Here is a 14,395-nt window from a genome sequence, read left to right on the forward strand (position 1 = left end):
CTATCTGTGATATCGATTATGAAGCTGTTACTGCGCATCGGCACGGGGATACTCCTTTTGGTGGTTATCTGGAGCTGTGCTTCAATCCCGGGGTTGCGCGAGGAATCGACCAGCACGTACATCCGGGTGCCGTTTATACGCGTTCTGCTTCAGGAAGGTACTGATCAGGTTGCGGTTACGGCGGATGCCGCCTTTGCCGTCGAGTGCCTGCGACAGGGAACCCAGACGGTCTACTACTCGAGCCAGCCGGTGAGGATTGAGAACCGGGTGCGGTGGTTGACGGTGCGGGATCGAAAGGACAATGTCATCGAGTCATCGCTTGACGAGATCAACATCATTCCGCGCGGGGCGGGCAATCGTGTCAAGCTCAACGGCAGGCGCTATCGTGGCATTCTGAAAATCCTCCCGCACGGCCAGACCATGCGCCTGGTGAACATCGTCTATCTCGAGGACTACCTGCAGGGAGTCGTCCCGCCGGAGATAGGCCCGCGCGCGGAGGAAGAACTGGAAGCCGTCAAGGCCCAGGCCGTGGCCGCGAGGACGTACGCAATGGCTCATCTCAAGCAGTATACCGGTGAACCGTTCGACGTCAAATCGAGTATCATCGATCAGCTTTATGAGGGTGCGACCGTTGAAGACGGGCTGGTCAACCGGGCCATCGAGGAGACCACCGGTCGGGTGATAATGTACCAGGACGGGTTCATCAACGCCTATTACCACTCCACGTGCGGCGGCAGCACCGATGACGTCGCGGACGTCTGGGAGCGCCGCGAGGTCCCCTACCTGAAATCAGTCGATGACGGTACCGCCTGCGCCTGGTCAAAATACTATACCTGGCGGGAAGTGTTCACGGAGGAGCAACTTCGCGGGCGCGTGGAGCAGTACCTGTCCAGTGACCGCGGGCGCGACCTCAGGATCGGACCGATTACCGACGTAAAGGTTATGCAGCGAACGGCAGGCGGCCGGATTGCCAAGCTCGCTGTCACCACGGAACGGGAGACGTTTAATTTCTACAAAGATCGGATTCGGTGGGTGATAGGCCGAACCTCCAACCCGGAGTTGATCCTGCCGTCCGATCGTTTCGAGTCCGTCATTGAGCGTGACGCACAGGGAAACATCAGATCGGTGACGTTCACGGGCCGGGGTTACGGCCACGGGGTCGGCATGTGCCAGTGTGGGGCCATTGGGCGGGCCCGCGCGGGATGGGATTTCGCAGCGATTCTCGCGCATTACTATAGCGGTGTCGAGATAAAGAGGCTCTACTGATGCAACCCGTGTACACAGTCGTGTCGCCGGGTGCACGGGTGCCGGAAGAATGCGCTTAGAGCAAAGCAGATTATCGGGCGTAATACTGGTCGCGGTCCTCGCGTGCGCTTCTGCCTCGGCGGGGGATTTCTCATACTCGGCAGGTGGCGGAGCCGGCATGGCCATGCTGACGGGCGGCGACTTTTTCAGTTTTGACCACGCCGGCACGTTTACTGCCCGGCTTGGCCACCGCCTCAGCGACCGGTGGCGGCTCAACCTGGAGTACGCGGCCTTTTCCTTTTCGAATGATACCCAGGCGGATTCCTTGTCGTCCATCGCCGGTCTGAGCAACAACTCGCCGCTCGACTTCGAAGCCACCCGGCTTACCGCCGCCGTCGATCGCCTCCTTTTTCCCGGTGGGCGCTGGCTCAACGTGACGGCGGGGCTGGGCGGCGGCCTTCTTGTCTGGCGGGCGGTTAACCCGAACACCAACACCACCTACGAGGTCCTGGGGATCAGGAAGCAGTCGACCGACTTTGCCGCCAGCGAACTGATAGCTCAGACCTCAGCGGGCATCATGGTGGCTCCGTCATCGCGCTGGTCCCTGCACTTTCGCGGCTCAGCAGATTTCCTCACCGGGGCAGGCGCCGAGTTCGAGGACGCCATGTCCTCGTCCCGCGACCGCTGGCTTCTTGGAGCCTCCGCCACTCTGGAGGTTCATTTTGGAGCCACCACGTCCGGGCCCAACTGGCCTTCCGAGCAGGCCTGGAACCAGCCTCTCGAAGTTAGCCCTGCGCCCCGGACGTTCGGGTCACCTGACAGTGACGGTGACGGCGTGCCTGACCAGATTGATCGGTGCCTGAACAGCCCTCGGGGCGTGACGGTTGACCGAGCCGGGTGCCCGATTGACACTGATCACGACGGCGTGCCTGACGGGCTCGATGACTGTCCCGGCACCGACGTCGGCGGGCAGGGTGCGGTGGATATTTACGGCTGCCCCGTTGACTCTGATTTCGACGGAATCCCTGATTTTCGGGACGCCTGTCCCGACGGCCCCATCGGCGGGCGGATCGACTCGACCGGGTGTCCGACGGATGCTGACTCCGACGGGGTGCCTGACGGCCTGGACGACTGCCCGCTCACGCTCCCGGGCCTGGCGGTGGATCGGAACGGCTGCATTGACCTGTCGATGTTTGCGGCACCCATGGTGCTCAATATCGATTATCCTCCGGGCTCGTTTGAGATCGATCCCAACAACAAGAAGCGGGTTACGAGGCTGGCCGGCCTGCTGAACTTCGTCCCGGACATCAAACTGGAAGTCAACGGTTACACCGACAACATCGGGACCTCGGTCGCCAATAAACGACTCTCCGAGAAGCGTGCCCGACGGGTTCGGGATTTCCTCGTCACGCTCGGCGTGGCACCCGACCGCATCAAGGTATTCGGGTGCGGTGAGACCGATTTTGTCGCCTCCAATCAAACGGCCGAGGGACGTGCCAAGAATCGACGTATCGAGATAAAGTTCTACCGGTGATGTACAGGCGACTTGCGGACACCAGTCACAGTTTCAGCTGCCAGGACTTCTCCGGGCGGCGGTCCAGTCGTTATGCCGTGGTCATATTCCTGCCGCCCGAACTGGACTCCATTGTAGCTCCTCTGCGCGAAAGGTTTGACCCGGACTACGGCGTGATCAGTTCTCATGTCACCATTGTCTTTCCTTTTGAGAGCACCAAATCCCTGGATGACGTCTCCTTGATCGTGCGAGACGAGATTGACCGCATCAGGTCCCTGGAGATCGAACTGAGTTCAATCGGAGATTTCTATCCTTCCTTCCCGGTGATTTGCTGGAGGGTGAAGGATAACGTGACGCTGACGACCGCACACCGGAGGCTGTACGCACGCCTCGATCTCCCGCTGCCGCACAAACAGTACAGCCCGCACGTGACGGTCGCGCGTGAGATATCGCATCACCGGGTGATGCTGGTCAAGGAGAAGATTGTCAGCTATCTGCCCGACGAGAAATTCCGTGTCCGCGCGGTGGATCTCGTGTCTCCGGTGGCTGACCACAACTGGGTCTCCGTTCGTACTTTCCCGTTGGCTGCCGGCTGAGCCTTTCTGCCCGGGGCCGAGCAAAAAAAAAGCGGCCGTGCGGCCGCTTTTCCTGATTTTACTATGCCGGGAGTGACTATTCCATGGGCTTTTCAGCCGCCACGGGATGGACGAGCGGCTTTGACTTGGCGAAGTCGAACGGCTTGAAATTCGGGTTACCCTCTTTCTTGTGGCACCGCGTGCAGTTCTCTTCCTTGGGGTAGATCAGTCCCGCCTCGATCGCCAGCTTCTTCTGCGCTTCCCGATCCTCGGCCCACTTTTTCTTGCTTTTGATCGTCGGGGATTTGTAGTCGCTGCCAGGACCGTGGCATGCCTCGCATTGCACCCCTTCCAGCAAGGTTGTATCGGCGGTCGTGCCGGTAACGTGACACCCGGTGCACTCCGCCTTCTTCTTTTCTTCCGCGGAGAGACCCTCGAAGGCCTTGGCGTGGCCGGTTTCGGCCCACGCCGTGTACTGGGGCTTATGGCAGACCTTGCACTTGGCTGCTCCGACATATTCGTGGGCGACCTTTTCGGCTTCCTTGGCACCCTTGGTTTCCTCGGCCATGGCCATGACCGTCCAGACTGCCAGCAGGCCCACGAAGAGTACAGCAATAATCGCTAGTTTCTTCATACGCAACTACCTCCACGTACCTTTGCTACTCGTTATACAATGAACCGGTGCGAATGTCCCTGTCCTCTTTGCAGACTGAAAATATCAGGTATAGGATTTGGTGTCAAGTCGTTTGCCGCAGTACGCAGAAAAAAGCCGCCCCGGACCAAATAAAGGCTTGCCAAGCCATTGAAAAAGGGGTAGAATTCCCGCAGGGAAGGTATGAATATACTCGTTGTATCGCAGCACTTTCCGCCTGAGCGTGGGGCCGTCAGGCGGCTTTTTGAATTCTCGCGCTTTTTCGTTCAAAACGGACATAACGTTTCGGTTCTGACGGCAGTGCCGAACTACCCCGACGGCGTTGTCCCTCCGAAATACCGGGGCAAGTTCTTCTGTACCGAGGAGATGGACGGGGTAAAGGTGTACCGCAGCTGGGTCCTGCCGGCCTCGAACCGTTACCCGGGCAGGCGCATGATCGGCTTTGTCATCTTTCTGTTCACGGCGCTGATCAACTCTTTCCGGATTCGGGGCCGCTGTGATCTCATTCTGGCCTCCACGCCGCCGGTGAACACGCCCGTCATCGGCTGGGTGCTGAGCAAATTGTGGCGCTGCCGGTTCGTAATCGAAATCCGGGACCTTCAGCCGGAGTCGAGCGAAGAATTCGGAAACCTTGACCGTTCGCTCTTCACGCGGATGTTAAGGAAGCTCATGCACGGGCTGTACCGCCGCGCCGAGAAGCTCGTGGCGGTGACCGACGGTATCAGTGACTACCTGCAGGTACTCGGTGTTCCGGCTTCCAGGATAGCAACTATCAAGTCCGGATTCAGCAGCGAGTTCGTTACGGCCGACCATAACGGCATCCGACTCAAGTACGGCTGGGAGGACAAGTTCCTGATCCTGTATGCCGGGACCCTTGGCTGGGCGCACTCACTGGAGACCCTTATCGAGGCGGCCCGCCAGTTGACGGATCATCCCGACCTTCAGTTTGTGTTCGTGGGTGACGGCGGCAAGCGTGGCGGCCTTGAAGGTATGGTCCGTGATTACGGCCTGAAGAACGTCCAGTTTATCGGTGCGCAACCGCTGGAAAGCATCCCCTATTTCCTCAAGGCCAGCGACGTACTGATCGAGATCCTCAAGGAAGCCCCCGTAACCAAGGGCACATTTCCCTGCAAGCTGTTCGAGTACATGGCCTCAGGGCGCCCCATCCTGTTCGGAGCCACCGATTGTGAAGCCGTCCGGGAGCTGCGGGCGGCCGGTAAGGCCCTGTCCTTCAGAACTGACGACGTCGAGGGGCTGTGTGACCTTATCCTCAAGCTCAAGTCAGGGCACATTGACGGCAACGGACTCGGGCAAAGATATCAGGAGCACGCCCTTCGTTTCCACTACCGCGAGCGCTGGGCCAAGCAGTATCTGAAACACCTCGAGCAAGACTGACCGCGACGCTTCATTTTGCTTTCTCTACGAATTCCGCATATATTTAGCCGGACCTTGCCAACCGGATCGGAGTTTTACGTATGTGTTCACGCGTCAAGCAAGCCATCAGCGAACTGAATGTGACGATTGCAGATCTGCCCGACCTTCTGCTCGGTGCCGACACCGTCGTTCCCACCATGCACGGGCCGAAACGATACATAAACTTCGACAACGCTGCGTCGACTCCGACCTTTCGGCCCATTGCCGAGGCCGTGGTGTCGTTCCTGAAATGGTATTCGAACGTGCATCGCGGCACCGGGTTCAAGTCGCAGTTGTCGAGCTGGGCTTATGACGCCTATCGCAGCATCGTGGCGGACTTCGTCGGCGCCGACCTCGAAACGCAGGTTGTCCTTTTCACCAAGAACTCCACCGAAGCCATCAACAAACTGGCGCAACGGCTGAACCTGAGCAGGGACGACGTCGTTCTGACAACGCTGATGGAGCACCATTCCAACGAACTGCCCTGGCGGCGGGTGGCACGAGTGGAGCACGTCGGTTTGAATGAAGACGGCACGATTGACAAGGACCACTTCCTGTCGCTGCAGAAGCGGTTTGGATCGGCGGTGAAAGTGGTGGCCATCACCGGCGCGTCAAACGTCTCCGGGTACATCAACGACGTGGACTTCTTTGCCCGGGAGGCCCACCGCGCCGGGGCGAAGATCATCGTCGACGGAGCCCAGTTGATGCCGCACCGGCCGGTTGACGTAAAACCGGACGACCCCGAACACCGCATCGATTACCTCGTCTTCTCGGCCCACAAGATGTACGCCCCCTTCGGCGTGGGCGTGCTCGTAGGTGACAGGAAAACGTTTGAAGAAGGCGACCCGTTCGAGGTCGGGGGCGGCGTCGTGGACATTGTAACGCTCGAGAACGCCTACTGGGCTGATCTTCCGGAGAAAGAGGAAGCCGGCACCCCGGACATCATCGGTGTCGTCGCCCTCGGCAAGGTCATCCGGCTGTTTCAGGCGCTTGGCTGGGACGGGATCATAGGCCACGAGTCAGCGTTGATAGCCCACGCTCTCACCGAGCTGAAGAAGATCCCGCAGGTGACCATATACGGTGACACCGACCCGGCGAACGCCTCGCGGAGGCTCGGCGTCTTTTCGTTCAACCTCGAGAATATCAGCCATGCCCTTGCGGCGGCGATCCTCAGCTACGAGGGCGGCATCGGGGTCAGGGCTGGCTGTTTCTGCGCTCACATGTACGTAAAGGAGCTGCTGCACGTTACGCCGGAGCAGTCAGAGGTGTACGAGGCGGAAATCCTGGCCCGCGACCGGTCGCATCTGCCGGGAGCCGTACGCGCCTCGTTCGGAATCTACAACACCAGGGATGAGGTTGACCGCCTCGTGTCAATGGTCAAAAAGATGGCCGCGGGGGACTATTCCGGCGACTACGTGCTTGACAGGGAAAAGGGTGAGTACGCGCCGAAAAACTTCAAGTATCACTACGACGAATACTACCGTCTCTGACCCCGGAGTGCGGCCCTGCCCCGGCGCCGGGTCGTGCGGCCCGCCGCCGGTCTGCCGTTCACGTGCAGAAATCAGTGTTGCAAGTCGGGAAAACCCGCTATATTGAGTGTGGTGTGCGACTCTTCTCGGTCTCTCAATGATGTCATTGTAGATAGTGATTCGACGAACCAGTTGTGTCCGCAAAAGATTTGCGAGTATGACTATATGATTCAAGGAGATTTCTCATGAAGACGTTCGTCATGATGACGAAAGTGGCTTCGCAGGACGCTGCGCTTGTCGAGGTTGCCTCGCGCCTGCAGCACCGGGAACGGCTGGGAACCACCTGGGTGGACAAGGTCAAGGAGAAGTGCCCGCAGGTGAAGTTCCTTGCTCACTACCTTCTGCTGGGACCGTGGGACTACATGGACATCTATGAGGCACCCGATGAGGAGGTGGCGGCCATGGTCTCCATCATCAGCCGGGCGCACGGCGCCCACCAGGTGGAAAGCTGGGTAGCTATTCCCAATAAGCAACTGGACAAACTCGGCGAGGCGTGCGACGAATAGCGCCGGCATGGTTTGACACGCCATCGGTGTGCCCTCCCGGCCCGCGGCCGGGACGGGGATGCGACGGCCAGGTAAAAAGCCGGAGACCCGAAAGTCTCCGGCTTCTTATTATCACCCGGTTCCCGATTAAGTCGGCGCGCTGCCGAAAACCGCCACCCTATCCCATGAACGGGTACCGGTAATCTTTGGGCGGAACGAAGTTCTCTTTGATTGTGCGCGGTGAGGTCCATCGAAGCATGTTCTGGATCCCGCCGGCCTTGTCGTTCGTGCCGGAGGCGCGGCCGCCCCCGAACGGCTGTTGTCCGACGACCGCCCCCGTGGGCTTGTCGTTGATGTAGAAATTGCCCGCCGCGTTCCGGAGTGTTCGTTCCCCCAGCGCAATCGCCTTTCGGTCGGTGCCGAAAATCGCCCCGGTCAGGGCGTACGGAGAGGTCTGGTCGCACAGGTGCAGGGTGTTGGCGTACGCCGCGTCATCGTAAACGTAAATCGTCACGACCGGCCCGAAGATCTCTTCCTTCATGAGCTTGAAGCTCGGGTCTTTCGTCACGATTACGGTCGGCGAGATGAAATATCCTTTCGAACCGTCATAATCGCCCCCGCACAGGAACTCCGCGTCTTTGGATTCTCTGGCGTAATCGATGTATGCCGTTATCGACTTGAACGCGTTTTCGTCAATGCAGGCGTTCACGAAATTCCCGAAATCCTCCGGGTCGCCCATTTTCAGCTCGCCCACCTGCTTGACCAGCAGCCGGCTGACCTCGGGCCAGATCGATTTCGGTATGTAACAACGCGAGGCGGCCGAGCACTTCTGTCCCTGGTATTCGAACGCACCCCGGGTGACGGCCGTCGCCACCGCCTCGACGTCGGCCGAGGCATGCGCAAATATGAAGTCCTTCCCGCCGGTCTCGCCGACGATGCGCGGGTAACAGCGGTAGCCGGCGATGTTCGTGCCGACGGTCTTCCACATGTGCTGGAAAGTGGCCGTCGAGCCGGTGAAGTGAATCCCCGCCAGGTGCTCGTTTTTCAGAACGAGGTCGCCGATATCGGCGCCACGGGCGAAGACTATGTTGATCACGCCGTCGGGAAGGCCCGCCTCCCGGAGGATTTGCATCAGGAAGTGCGAAGTGTACGCGGCCGTGGAGGCCGGTTTCCAGACCGACACGTTGCCGATCATGGCCGGGGCCGTGGGCAGGTTGCCGTTGATGGAAACGAAGTTGAACGGTGTCACGGCAAAGACGAACCCTTCCAGCGGACGATGATCCAGGCGGTTCCATATCCCCGCCGCGCTGCCCGGCTGAATCCGGTATATCTGTTCCATGTAGTGCACGTTGAAGCGCCAGAAGTCGACCAGCTCGCAGACGGCGTCAATCTCGGCCTGAAAGACATTCTTGGAATGGGCCAGCATGGTGGCGGCGTTCAATAGATAGCGATACGGTCCGGCCAGCAGGTCGGCCGCCTTCAGGAAAATGGATGCCCGGTGTTCCCACGGCATCAGGGCCCAGGTTTTCTGCGCCTCCAGGGCCGTGTCAATAGCCGTCTGAATCTCGGCTTCGCCCGCCTGGTAGTAATGACCGAGCACGAGATCAAGATTATGTGGCGCTCGTATCTCCACCTTTCGGTCGGTGCGAACCTCTTTCCCGTTAATGATCAGCGGAATGTCCAGCGGGTCGGCTTTGAGCCGTTCGATGGCCTGCTCGATTCCGGTACGGTCAACCGAGCCGGGTGCGTAGTTTCTTACCGGCTCGTTCCCGGGAACCGGCGTAGCATAAATGCCCATAATCACCTCCGCGCAAGGCCGGTGTGCCGATGGAAGCCCGTTCGAGGGAGCACGGCACGCGGCCGGATAAGAATCGAATCATCTTCCGCCCGGCCGAAGAGGTCCGACCGGAACGAACAAGTTCACTATGATAAATAGAAAGAATACCCGGGGCAAGAGGCGCGTGGCGCGAAAAACATCCCTGACGTATCGACTATCAGGCAGACGCGGTGCCTCCTGTCGAGCATGCATTCACGGTCCGGGATTCCTGCGGGGATTGCCAATCTCGAAGTACTTGCGACCTTTGCCGCGGCCCGACAAAAATGACCCCTACGGGACTCGAACCCGTGTTGCCGCCGTGAAAGGGCGAAGTCCTAGACCACTAGACGAAGGGGTCATTACTGGTGTTTCCGTGCGCAGGGTAGTATACGCTTTTTCCGCGACCTGTCAAGCACGTACCGTTCCTGCTTCGTTCGTGCCCAAAGCCGTGCTTTCCCCCTCACGCGCGAACGGCTCCCTGCCGGGAGCGGGTTTCGGGACGTGTCGCCGTGCTTTCGGCCACTTTAAGTCCTACCTGCAATATCCTTGCAGGCAGCCGGTTAGCAAATTCAGGGATTTGCGCTTGACATACACCTGGGAATTCGGCTAAAATACGGCGCAGTCTCGAAAACAATTCCTATAACGTATTTTGTTCCGACCGGGCTATACCTGCAGATGGTAACCTGTCTTTCCAGGGTGACGCAAGGATGCGCCCCGGTCGGAGAAGAGCCATCAGACCGACCTGCCGCGCCGACCGGAATCCTCATCACGATCAGACCCCTGCCGGGGTGCCGACGTCATCACAATGGCTGCCCGGGCAAGCGGTTCTTCCGCTGACCTGTTTTCGTCGAACAACACGGCTTCCGTGAAGTACAGGCGCCTGCCGGCGCTGACGACTCGCGCGTCGGCCGTGATGCATCCCCCTTTGGCGGGCCGCAGCAGCGACAGGTTCATGTTTACCGAGAGCACGGTCTCGCCCTCCGCCATCAGCGAATAGGCCGCCAGGCCGCAGGCGATATCGGCCAGTGTTGCCATGATGCCGGCGTGAACGTAGCCGTGCTGCTGGCCGTATTCCGCCCTCACGTCCATGTGGACAGTCACCTGCCCCGGCCCGACCTGGTCGAGCACAACTCCCAAATGGCCGGCCAGGGGTGTCACCTTGTGAAGCTCCTGGACCGCCTTTCTGTACTCCGTTCGTTTCGGCGAGAGTGCTGCCACGGGTCCGCCTCCCTGCAATTGTTGAGGTTGATTTGCTTTTAACCTGTCACCATAATACTACAATGTTGTCCGGCACGAAAAAGCTCGTTTTGATCGCCATGTTTGCGGTCTTCTTTATCATCCTGGTTAACCTCGCGTGGTGGTTCTACTATCAGAAGACGGCGCAACTGCTGGACGACCAGCTCAGCCGCAGGCTGAGTGCCGTGGCGGCCTCTGCTTCCGTGATGATTGGGCCGCTGAAGATCGATGGTCTTCTAACCGGTGACATCGAGGCCTACGCCCACGTGACGTCGTTACTGGCCGATTTGCAGGTCGCCGATTCTCTGGCTGAATTGTTCATCCTGGACGAGGACTACCGCTATCTTGCCACGACGGCCATTGAACCTGACACGACCTATTTCCTTGCGGCGCTGAACGGACGGTACATCGATTCCCTCTTCTTCGGCCGTTCTTCCAGACCCGTAGTCACGCCTACCTACCGGACCGGGCGGCTTTTTCTGAAATCCGCTTTTGCGCCCCTTTACGGCCCGGAGGGGTATGTCATGGCCGTTCTGGGAGTCGAGGCTAACGTTGACTATTTCGACGTTCTGGCCGAACTTCGGCGAAACCTGTGGTACGCCTCTCTTTTCTCCGTCCTCGGGGGGTTGATTCTCGGAGCCGTTTTTCTCCTCTTGCAGCGCCGAGTCGGCCGGGCGGAGCAGCAGCTTTTTCTGGGGCAGACGCATGCCTATCTCGGCAGGATGGTCGCGGTCGTGGCCCACGAACTTAAGAATCCCCTGATGATTATCCGTGGTTCGGCCGAACGCCTCGTCAAGACTGGCGACGCTCCCGAGGCCCGCTACGTAGTCGAGGAGGTTGACCGTCTTAACCGGATCGTATCCGGCTACCTGGAGTTTGCCAGAGCCGACCGTTCACTCCTTTCTGCCGACCCCCCGGAAGACTTCGACCCGATACGGCTCCTCGCGGACACGAAGAAGCATTTCATGGAGCGGTACCGGGCCGAACAGGTAAGCTGGCTCAGCCCCGAGCCGGGCGGATCGACATCTATGGTTGGGCACCCGCGGGCTTTGCGGCAGGTTCTGCTTAACCTGCTTTTCAACGGAGCCGAAGCCTGCCAGCAGGCAGGCAAGCCCATCGCGGTGGGCATCGAAATGAAAGACCGGGCGGCGCTGGTGGAACTGGCTGTGATCGATCACGGAGCCGGGATGTCCCGCAAAGAGGCCAGAAAAGCCTTTACGCCGTTTTTCACCACCAAGCAGAAAGGCTCGGGCCTCGGCCTGTACCTGAGCCGGAAAATAATCGCCGAGATGGGTGGCGATATCGAGATTCGCTCCGTCGTCGGCGAAGAAACGCGAATCGTAATCCGTCTGCCGAGAAAGCCGAAAACCTGACTATGGCCAGAATACTTGTTGTCGATGACGAACCCAAGATGACTTCGCTGGTGTGCGGGGCGTTGGAGGACGAAGGCCACGACGTAACGACCACGATCTCCCCTGACGAGGCGTTGCGCCTGATTGACGAGCACGCCTTTGATATTGTCATTACCGATCTGGCCATGCCGGAGATCTCAGGCATGGAGATTCTTGACAAGGCGCTCGAAAAAGAGGGTGTCGACGTTATCATGATGACCGCTTACGGGACGGTCGATACGGCCGTTTCGGCCATGAAAAAGGGCGCCGCCGACTACCTGCTCAAGCCCTTCTCCCTGGAGGAGCTGACCATTTTAGTCTCCAAGCTGGTCGAGAAACAGAAACTCAGTTCGCTGGCCGGGCACTATGCGCAGCAACTGAAGCAGCAATGCGCCTCCGAGTTCGTCGGATCATCGCCGGCCGCCGAGCGGGTCCGGCGAATGGTGCGACAGGTGGCGCCGACCGATACCACCGTACTGCTGGCCGGTGAGTCGGGAACGGGCAAGGAACTGGCCGCAAGAATGATCCATGACCTGTCGCCTCGGCGCGACAAGGCCTTCATCGCGGTCAACTGCGCCGCTATCCCGGAGACCCTGCTGGAGTCCGAGCTTTTCGGGCATGAAAAAGGAGCCTTTACCGGCGCCGTCGGCCGCAAGCGGGGGCGCTTTGAGCTGGCCGAAGGAGGCACCCTGTTTCTTGATGAGATCGGTGAAATGTCCCCTGCCATGCAGGCAAAGATGCTCCGGGTTCTCGAGGAGAAGAAAATCGTTCGGGTCGGCGGCGTGGACAGCTTTCACGTCGATGCCCGGCTGGTGACAGCCACCAACCGGGATCTCAGGCAGGAAATCACGACCGGGCGTTTCCGGGAGGACCTGTATTTCCGGCTCAACGTCTTCCCGATCGCACTGCCCACCCTTAGCGAACGTGGCGGCGACGTTCTCGAACTGGCCAAATTCTTCCTCCGACAGCAGAATTTTCCTTACCCGGAGCTTGACCCGGTCGTAAAGGAGACTCTGCTCGGCTATGACTGGCCGGGCAACGTCCGTGAATTGCGCAACGTTCTGGAGCGGGCGGCCATCCTGTCCGGCGGCGAGCCGCTGGCCGCTGAGGATCTCGCTATTGCGCCGCAGGACACCCCGATCGTGCAGACTGAATCCGGGAGCACGCGGGAGCACGTGGGCCTGGAGAAGGCGGAGAAGGTGATGATCCTGAAGGCACTTGAGCAGGCTGGTGGCAACAAGACCGAGGCGGCGCGTCTGCTCAGGATATCGCGGCGCCGGCTCTACAGCCGGATGAAGGTGCACGGTATCAGTCCGTAAATGACTGTGATTATGTGCCCGTTGGGACAGACATTTGTACTATATGGTACACGAGGAGGGTCAACGATCTCGTGCCGTCATCGCAAGTGGCCACTCAGTAGTGAGTTACTGGCAAACCCTGACCCGGCACGGGAGTTGATTCTTTAGCGGTCGGATGGAGGTGCAAACTATGAAGATAAGATACATCACTGCAACCACGACCCTCGTGCTCCTGTGTCTGCTTTCCGGTCCCCTGCGCGCTCAGGGCGGGCACGGCGATCCGGGCATCGTGGACAAAGTCGAACAGCAACTGAGAGAAACCGACGACGTTCTCCAGCGAGCCAGGAACGCGGTACGGTCGTCAAACAACCCGATTGCCGAGCAGACGCTCGTTCAGGCTATCAGACTTCAGGAAAGCGCGTGGGAGAGCTTCGCGGCCGGCTCTTACCAGACGGCCATGTTCCTGACCCGCCAGGCTCGGGAGAGGGCCATGAGCGCGCTGACCGTGGGTCGCCAGGCTCAGCAGTATGAGGGCGTGCTCCAGCGCCGTCTGGAACGTGCCGCCGATATGCTCGATCGAGTCAGGGATCACCTGTCCGAATTGAAGGACGAGCCGCTGAATGCCATCTACGAGAATGCTCTCACCAACCTTGACCGGGCCTGGGAGTTCTACCGGACGGGACAGCATCGTCCTGCGGTCAAGCTTGCCGATCAGGTGGAAAAAGCCGCCGAGAAGCTTCTCAGCCGCCGCAACGCCGAACTGCGCAACCGCCAGCAGTTCCGACAACGCCTGGAGAACATGGAACGCCTGCTGGAGCAGGCTGAGATTACGACAGAAAATTGTGAATCCGAGGTTGCCCCTCGCCTTATGGAAAGGGCTGAAAACACCGTAAGAGTGGCTGAGGAGCTGGGCCGACAGGACCGCTATCTGGCTGCCCTGCAGTCGCTTCGCCAGGCCCGTCAGATGGTTCTTCAGGCGTCGCGCGAGTGCGAAGGACCGGATCAGCTTATACGACGGTACGAACGGCTGAAGAAACACGCGGATGAACTGAGCGAGCTGCTTTCCTCGGGTCCTGGAGCAACCGATGACCCTGCTCTGAAGCTGGTCGAGCAGGCCCGTGAGCAGTTGAAAATAGCCCGGGAGCAGCTCGACCAGGACCGGCTTGAGGCGGCCTCGGCTCCGCTGCAGGCAGCCCAGCTTGCTCTCAGGCAGGCGCAAAAGCATCTGGAGAGTCGCTGACA

Annotated in this window: 12 protein-coding genes and 1 tRNA gene; 9 read left to right on the plus strand and 4 right to left on the minus strand. The window is 59.6% G+C overall.

Annotated features, from left to right (window positions below):
- The first annotated feature begins 18 nt into the window (after positions 1-18).
- The 3 genes from VMY05_05630 (at position 19) to VMY05_05640 (ending at position 3,354) form a co-directional block, all read left to right on the plus strand.
- Positions 19-1,266 carry a SpoIID/LytB domain-containing protein gene (locus VMY05_05630; GenBank protein ID HUV30550.1) on the plus strand — a complete coding sequence of 416 codons (1,248 nt, stop codon included), beginning with the start codon at positions 19-21 and terminating at the stop codon, positions 1,264-1,266.
- A gap of 157 nt (positions 1,267-1,423) precedes the next feature.
- A complete protein-coding gene (locus VMY05_05635; GenBank protein HUV30551.1) occupies positions 1,424-2,779 on the plus strand; it encodes an OmpA family protein in 1,356 nt (451 codons plus the stop codon).
- Complete coding sequence (locus VMY05_05640; GenBank protein ID HUV30552.1) at positions 2,779-3,354, plus strand: 2'-5' RNA ligase family protein; 576 nt, start codon at positions 2,779-2,781, stop codon at positions 3,352-3,354. Before VMY05_05635 ends, VMY05_05640 begins: the two co-directional genes overlap by 1 nt.
- 76 nt (positions 3,355-3,430) lie before the next feature.
- Here the strand turns inward: VMY05_05640 and VMY05_05645 are convergent, their stop codons facing one another.
- Positions 3,431-3,967, minus strand: a complete 537-nt coding sequence (locus VMY05_05645; protein ID HUV30553.1) for a multiheme c-type cytochrome — start codon at positions 3,965-3,967, stop codon at positions 3,431-3,433.
- 201 nt (positions 3,968-4,168) lie between these two features.
- On the opposite strand from VMY05_05645, the gene VMY05_05650 reads away from it, so the two are divergent.
- From VMY05_05650 to VMY05_05660, 3 genes are all read left to right on the plus strand, one after another.
- A complete protein-coding gene (locus tag VMY05_05650; protein ID HUV30554.1) occupies positions 4,169-5,380 on the plus strand; it encodes a glycosyltransferase family 4 protein in 1,212 nt (403 codons plus the stop codon).
- Positions 5,381-5,460: 80 nt separating this feature from the next.
- Positions 5,461-6,888: an aminotransferase class V-fold PLP-dependent enzyme gene (locus VMY05_05655; protein ID HUV30555.1), complete on the plus strand. Its 1,428-nt coding sequence runs from the start codon at positions 5,461-5,463 to the stop codon at positions 6,886-6,888.
- Positions 6,889-7,112: 224 nt separating this feature from the next.
- Positions 7,113-7,433 (plus strand): GYD domain-containing protein, encoded by a 321-nt coding sequence (locus tag VMY05_05660; protein ID HUV30556.1) that lies wholly within the window; start codon positions 7,113-7,115, stop codon positions 7,431-7,433.
- Between the two features lie 157 nt (positions 7,434-7,590).
- On the opposite strand, the gene pruA is transcribed toward VMY05_05660, so the two are convergent.
- The 3 genes from pruA to VMY05_05675 form a co-directional block, all read right to left on the minus strand.
- Positions 7,591-9,210 (minus strand): L-glutamate gamma-semialdehyde dehydrogenase, encoded by a 1,620-nt coding sequence (gene pruA, locus VMY05_05665; GenBank protein HUV30557.1) that lies wholly within the window; start codon positions 9,208-9,210, stop codon positions 7,591-7,593.
- Between the two features lie 303 nt (positions 9,211-9,513).
- A tRNA-Glu gene (locus VMY05_05670) sits at positions 9,514-9,586 on the minus strand.
- Between the two features lie 374 nt (positions 9,587-9,960).
- A complete protein-coding gene (locus tag VMY05_05675) occupies positions 9,961-10,446 on the minus strand; it encodes a PaaI family thioesterase (GenBank protein ID HUV30558.1) in 486 nt (161 codons plus the stop codon).
- 62 nt (positions 10,447-10,508) lie between these two features.
- Here VMY05_05675 and VMY05_05680 point away from each other — a divergent pair, with 62 nt between their 5' ends.
- The 3 genes from VMY05_05680 to VMY05_05690 all read left to right on the plus strand — a co-directional run bounded on the left by VMY05_05680 (position 10,509) and on the right by VMY05_05690 (position 14,393).
- On the plus strand, positions 10,509-11,837 hold the full coding sequence (locus VMY05_05680) for a HAMP domain-containing sensor histidine kinase (GenBank protein ID HUV30559.1): 1,329 nt from the start codon (positions 10,509-10,511) through the stop codon (positions 11,835-11,837).
- A 2-nt stretch (positions 11,838-11,839) separates the two neighbouring features.
- Positions 11,840-13,174, plus strand: coding sequence for a sigma-54 dependent transcriptional regulator (locus tag VMY05_05685; GenBank protein HUV30560.1), 1,335 nt, complete (start codon positions 11,840-11,842; stop codon positions 13,172-13,174).
- A gap of 169 nt (positions 13,175-13,343) precedes the next feature.
- A complete protein-coding gene (locus VMY05_05690; protein ID HUV30561.1) occupies positions 13,344-14,393 on the plus strand; it encodes a hypothetical protein in 1,050 nt (349 codons plus the stop codon).
- The last annotated feature ends 2 nt before the right edge of the window (positions 14,394-14,395 follow it).

Source organism: Acidobacteriota bacterium (genome assembly GCA_035529075.1).
Lineage (GTDB): Bacteria > Zixibacteria > MSB-5A5 > GN15 > FEB-12 > DATKXK01.